At 72.1% G+C, this 5265-nt stretch carries 5 protein-coding genes and 1 pseudogene; 4 read left to right on the top strand and 2 right to left on the bottom strand.

The window, feature by feature from the left end:
- Window positions 1-48: 48 nt before the first annotated feature.
- The 3 genes from JGS39_RS36740 to JGS39_RS41760 all read left to right on the top strand — a co-directional run bounded on the left by JGS39_RS36740 (window position 49) and on the right by JGS39_RS41760 (window position 2679).
- Window positions 49-1383, top strand: coding sequence for a M20/M25/M40 family metallo-hydrolase (locus tag JGS39_RS36740; protein ID WP_219574104.1), 1335 nt, complete (start codon window positions 49-51; stop codon window positions 1381-1383).
- A gap of 150 nt (window positions 1384-1533) precedes the next feature.
- A complete protein-coding gene (gene chpH / locus JGS39_RS36735; protein WP_123528131.1) occupies window positions 1534-1767 on the top strand; it encodes a chaplin ChpH in 234 nt (77 codons plus the stop codon).
- Between the two features lie 138 nt (window positions 1768-1905).
- Entirely contained in the window at window positions 1906-2679 is a 774-nt protein-coding gene (locus JGS39_RS41760) for a chaplin (protein WP_219574103.1), read from the top strand.
- Window positions 2680-2739: 60 nt separating this feature from the next.
- On the opposite strand, the gene JGS39_RS36725 is transcribed toward JGS39_RS41760, so the two are convergent.
- Window positions 2740-2928 carry a DUF5703 family protein gene (locus tag JGS39_RS36725; protein WP_136328229.1) on the bottom strand — a complete coding sequence of 63 codons (189 nt, stop codon included), beginning with the start codon at window positions 2926-2928 and terminating at the stop codon, window positions 2740-2742.
- 47 nt (window positions 2929-2975) lie between these two features.
- Here JGS39_RS36725 and JGS39_RS36720 point away from each other — a divergent pair, with 47 nt between their 5' ends.
- Window positions 2976-3635 (top strand): hypothetical protein, encoded by a 660-nt coding sequence (locus tag JGS39_RS36720; RefSeq protein ID WP_219574102.1) that lies wholly within the window; start codon window positions 2976-2978, stop codon window positions 3633-3635.
- 114 nt (window positions 3636-3749) lie between these two features.
- Here JGS39_RS36720 and JGS39_RS36715 read toward each other — a convergent pair.
- Window positions 3750-5265 (bottom strand): annotated as a pseudogene (locus tag JGS39_RS36715) (DNA helicase RecD); the annotation flags it as partial.

Raw genomic sequence — 5265 nt, 5'->3', positions numbered from 1 at the left:
CGCGGGAGGATGAGGGGGAGCACCACAGCGACAGCGGAGGGAACCAGCGTGAGTGAGACCAAAGCGGCCAGGACCGGCTCGGGTGAGAGCGCCGAGAACGAGGTCGTCGACCTCTGTCGTGACCTGATCCGGATCGACACCAGCAACTACGGGGATCACTCGGGACCGGGCGAGCGGCTGGCCGCCGAGTACGTCGCGGAGAAGCTCGCGGAGGTCGGGCTCGAACCGCAGATCTTCGAGTCCCACAAGGGCCGTGCCTCCACGGTGGCGCGGATCGAGGGCGAGGACCCGTCGAAGCCGGCGCTGCTGATCCACGGCCACACCGACGTCGTCCCGGCGAACGCGCACGACTGGACGCACCACCCCTTCTCGGGAGAGATCGCGGACGGCTGCGTGTGGGGCCGGGGCGCGGTCGACATGAAGGACATGGACGCGATGACCCTGGCGGTCGTGCGCGACCGGATGCGCAGCGGCCGCAAGCCCCCGCGCGACATCGTGCTCGCCTTCCTCGCGGACGAGGAGGCGGGCGGTACGTACGGCGCCCGGTATCTCGTCGACAAGCACCCGGACCTGTTCGAGGGCGTCACCGAGGCCATCGGGGAGGTCGGCGGCTTCTCCTTCACGGTCAACGAGAACCTGCGGCTCTACCTCGTCGAGACCGCGCAGAAGGGCATGCACTGGATGCGGCTGACCGTGGACGGCACGGCCGGCCACGGTTCTATGACCAACGACGACAACGCGATCACCGAGCTGTGCGAGGCGGTCGGCCGGCTGGGGCGGCACAACTGGCCGGTCCGGGTGACCAAGACCGTGCGCTCCTTCCTGGACGAGCTGTCCGACGCGCTCGGTACCCCGCTCGACCCCGAGGACATGGACGCCACGCTCGCCAAGCTGGGCGGCATCGCCAAGATGGTCGGCGCGACCCTGCGCAACTCGGCGGCGCCCACCATGCTCGGCGCGGGCTACAAGGTGAACGTGATCCCGGGGCAGGCGACCGCCCACGTCGACGGCCGCTTCCTGCCGGGATACGAGCAGGAGTTCCTGGCCGACCTGGACCGGATCCTCGGCCCGCGCGTCAAGCGCGAGGACGTGCACGGCGACAAGGCGCTGGAGACGGACTTCGACGGCTCCCTCGTGGACGCGATGCAGATCGCGCTCAAGGCCGAGGACCCGATCGCGCGCGCGGTCCCGTACATGCTCTCCGGCGGTACGGACGCCAAGTCCTTCGACGACCTGGGTATCCGCTGCTTCGGATTCGCTCCGCTGAAGCTCCCGCCGGAGCTCGACTTCGCCGGCATGTTCCACGGTGTGGACGAGCGTGTGCCGGTCGAGGGCCTGAAGTTCGGCGCACGGGTGCTCGACCGTTTCATCGACAACAGCTGAGAAGCCGATACCCGTCGCCATAATCGACAGCTTGTACGTACCTAACCGGAACGAGTGAAAGGAACGGATCACTCGTAGCCCGATTACTTCTTCCTCGTTACAGGTGGTGCGGTCCGCGGCTGGGACCGCACTTGCCAACTAGGAGGAATAATGATCAAGAAGATCGTCGCCGCTGCGGCTGTCACCGGTGGTCTGGTTCTCGCGGGTGCCGGCATGGCCGTCGCCGACTCGGGCGCCCAGGGTGCCGCCATCGGCAGCCCCGGCGTGCTCTCGGGCAACGTCGTCCAGGTTCCCGTCCACGTTCCCGTGAACGTGTGCGGCAACACGATCTCCGTGATCGGGCTGCTGAACCCGGCCTTCGGCAACACCTGCGTCAACGCCTGACGTTGTGCGTCAACCCGTAAGGGTTTGAGCCCGCTCGGCCCCGGAGCGCACGCCATGTGCTCCGGGGCCGTCGGGTCCTTTGCCTCCGCACGGTCAAGTCCGGGGGTATTCCGGAAGGTAAGAAGGCAGGAACAACCTATGCGACAGGTCACGCGTAAAGGCCTGATCACCATGGCGGCTGCGGGCGGCGTGCTCGCGCTCAGTGGCGGTTACGCGCACGCCGACGCGGGAGCGGTCGGCGGCGCATCGAATTCCCCGGGGGTGCTTTCAGGGAATTCGGTACAGATCCCGGTCGAGGTACCGGTCAACGTCTGCGGCAACTCCGTGAACGTCGTGGGGCTGCTCAACCCGGCAGCGGGCAACGCCTGTGCGAACGTCTCGGACGGAGCGGCCGCCGGCCGTCACGGTTCGACCGCGGGGAGCTCGGGCAGCCACGCCGCCGACAACGGCCGGGCGTCCGACCACCGCGGTCAGGGGGTGCGGGCGGGCACCGGGAAGCACCGGGCCGCCGGCAGCGACAACGGGGGAGGGGCCACCGCCGAGGGGACCGCGAAGGGCTCGCCCGGTCTGCTCTCGGGGAACCAGATCCAGGTGCCCATCGACATCCCCGTGAACGCCTGCGGGAACAGCGTCACCATCGGTGGCCTGCTCAACCCCGCCCTGGGCAACACGTGCGAGAACGACAGCACGCCGCCGGTCGTCCCGGAGACCCCCGTCACCCACGTGACACCGCCGACGCCCGGACCGCGCACCATCCCGAACGCGCCCGAACCGCAGACCCTGCCGGCGAGCACGCCGCAGCTCGCGCACACCGGAGCGGGCGGGCTCGACCTGCTCGTCCCGGCGGGCGCCGGTCTGCTGCTGGCCGGTGCGGGCACGGTGCTGTACCGCCGCGCCAAGGCCGCCGCCTGACGGCAGCGGTCAGCAAGGCGAAGGGAAGGGGCCCCGCGGCGACGCGGGGCCCCTTCCGTCTCACCAGGTGGCCCGCAGCTGGCGGATGATCCGCCGCCGCAGCCGCACCCGGCGACTGCCGTCCAGGCGCAGCGTCAGCCGGTCCAACTCCCAGTGCCCGTACTCGGCATGGTCGGTCAACAGGCGGGCCGTCTCCTTCCGGGACACCCCGCGCGGCACGTACACATCGACAAATTCGTATTCCGGCATCGCATCTATTGTGCGGGCAGAGCCCCAGTACGGATAGCGTCTGCCCTATGTCTGATGCTGCGCAGCCCACCGCTGCCGAGGTACGCGCCGCCGCCGATGCGGTCAAAGCCGCGATCGACCACCACCTCGCGGCGGTCGAGCGCCGGTCCGGGGACGACGACCCCGCTGTCTACGACGCGTTCAACGCACTGGCCGCTGCGGCCGAGGTCTACGACGAACTCCTCTACGACCGCCATGACGAGGTCACCCCGTTCGAGATTCCCGGGGTGGAGGACTCCCTGCCGCCGTACAGCGGCCCGGAGGAGCCGAACGCCGTCAGCGTGCTGATCCGCCGCGACTACGCGGTGGTGGAGCCGCAGCGGCTGCTCGCCCAGGCACAGCGCCTCGCCGACGTGGACCCCGAGGACCGCGGCAGCGATAGCGCGGCCGTGGTCGGCAGCAGTGTCCACGCGGCGCTGGGGGTGCTGTTCGGGGAGTACGAGGCGGACGAGATCGCCTCCCGGCACACCGAGTTCGGCCTGGAGGAGGGCGACTCCACGCTCTGGGTCGCGGCCGCGGACGAGCTGCCCGAGCCGGGGGAGTGGCTCGGCGCCCCGTTCGACGACGCGGACCCGGAGCTGGTGGTCTGCCGCTTCGACGTCAGCGCGGTCTTCGACGAGGACGATCTGGACGAGGAGCTGGACGGTCTGACGAGGGACAGGACCTGATTCCTCCCCGCAGCCCCTGACGGTGCTGTGCGGAAGGGCCGGGCGGACGACGGTGCCGTGCCGAAGGGCCGGGCGACGCGCGCGATGCGTCCGCCCGGCCCTCCGTGTCGTCCGTCAGCCGTCGGACGCCTCCAGCAGCGTCCGCAGCCGAGTGGTGCGGTCCTGGGCGGGGGACTGGGCCACGGCGCGCGGCAGGGCCTGGTCCACACCGTGCACCACGGACAGATGCCGTTCCCCCCGGCCGAACGCGGTGTAGACCCAGGGGCGGCTCAGCCCCTGAGCCGCGTCACCGGGCAGGACGACGACGGCCGCGGGCCACCGCATCCCCGCCGCCTGGTGGGCACTGAGCGCCCAGGCGTGCCGGACGGAGGCGGCGACCCGCTCCTGCGGTACGACGACGGGGCTCCCACCGCAGTCCAGATGCAGGCCCTCTGCGTCGGCCGAGACGACCACGCCGGGTACGGTCCTGCCCGGCGCGGGGACGTGGGCCACCCGGTCCCCGGGGTCGAAACCGCCGAAGCGGCCCGGGCCCGGGTTCAGCCGCTGCTTGAGCGCCTCGTTCAACGCCCGGGTGCCCGCCGAGCCGCCATGGCCGACGGTGATGACCTGGGTGTCCGAGGACGGCACGCCGATGGCGCGCGGCACGGAGTCGGCGACCAGCTGCACCGTGCGGTGCACGGCCTCGCCCGCGTCCCGCACGGGGACGATCACGACCTCCTTGCCAGGAGCCTCCACCTGGTTCAGCTCCCCGATGCCGATGCCCGAGACCAGCTCGCCGATCGGTCCCGGGTCCGGGGTGCGGGAGACCACCTGGGGGCAGGCGCGGGCCGCCAGCACATCGGCGAACACCCGCCCCGCGCCCGCCGAAGCCAGCACGCCGGGGTCGCCGCTCAACACCAGACGGGTGCCGTCGGAGAGGGACTCCACCAGCATCGCGCCGGTCTCCACGTCCAGCTGCGGGGCGTCCAGCACGACGAGCAGGTCGAGGGCGAGCGCCCCCTCCTCGTCCCGTCCGGGGCCCTCCGTGCCGGAGAGCAGCCCGGACAGCGTGACGGCCGCCGAGGCCTCGCCCACGGCCCCGGCCAGCCGCTGCCGGCCGTCCACGCTGTGCGTGGCGCCCAGGGCCCGCAGACCGAGGCCCGCGGCGGCGGCGATCAGAGCGGCGGGTTCGGCCCGCGCGGCCTCGCCGCCCGTGTGCGCGACCAGGCCGTGGGCCGCGGCGGTGCGGATCAGCTCCGTGGCCGAGGGGGAGGGGGCCGCCGCGGCGGCGTCCGCCCAGTCGGCGTCCTTCTCGCAGGCGTTGACCAGCCGGGCGATCCCGTCGGCGAGGCTCTCCTCCGCCAGCGCGTACCGGTCGAGGCCGAGGAGGACCTGGACCGGCTCCCGCTCCGCCGTCGGCTCCGCGCCCTCGCTCTCCTCGCCCGGCTCCCCGTCGGTGTCCTCGTCCTCCGGGCCGTCCTGGAAGACCAGTACGACGCCCTCCGCGATGGCGTGCTGCACCGCCGCGCCGGGGTCGGTCACCGCCCGCGCGGCGAGCGCGGCGCGCACCTGCTCCGCGTCCAGGGCGGTGTGGCCCTGCAACGCGGCCCGTTCCAGCAGCCAGCCGACGAGGGCCGCGTTGCAGGGCCAC

Origin of the sequence: Streptomyces poriferorum, from assembly GCF_019399235.1 — a bacterium.
Classification (GTDB): Bacteria; Actinomycetota; Actinomycetes; order Streptomycetales; family Streptomycetaceae; genus Streptomyces; species Streptomyces poriferorum.
This window is presented reverse-complemented; position numbering and strand designations above follow the sequence as displayed.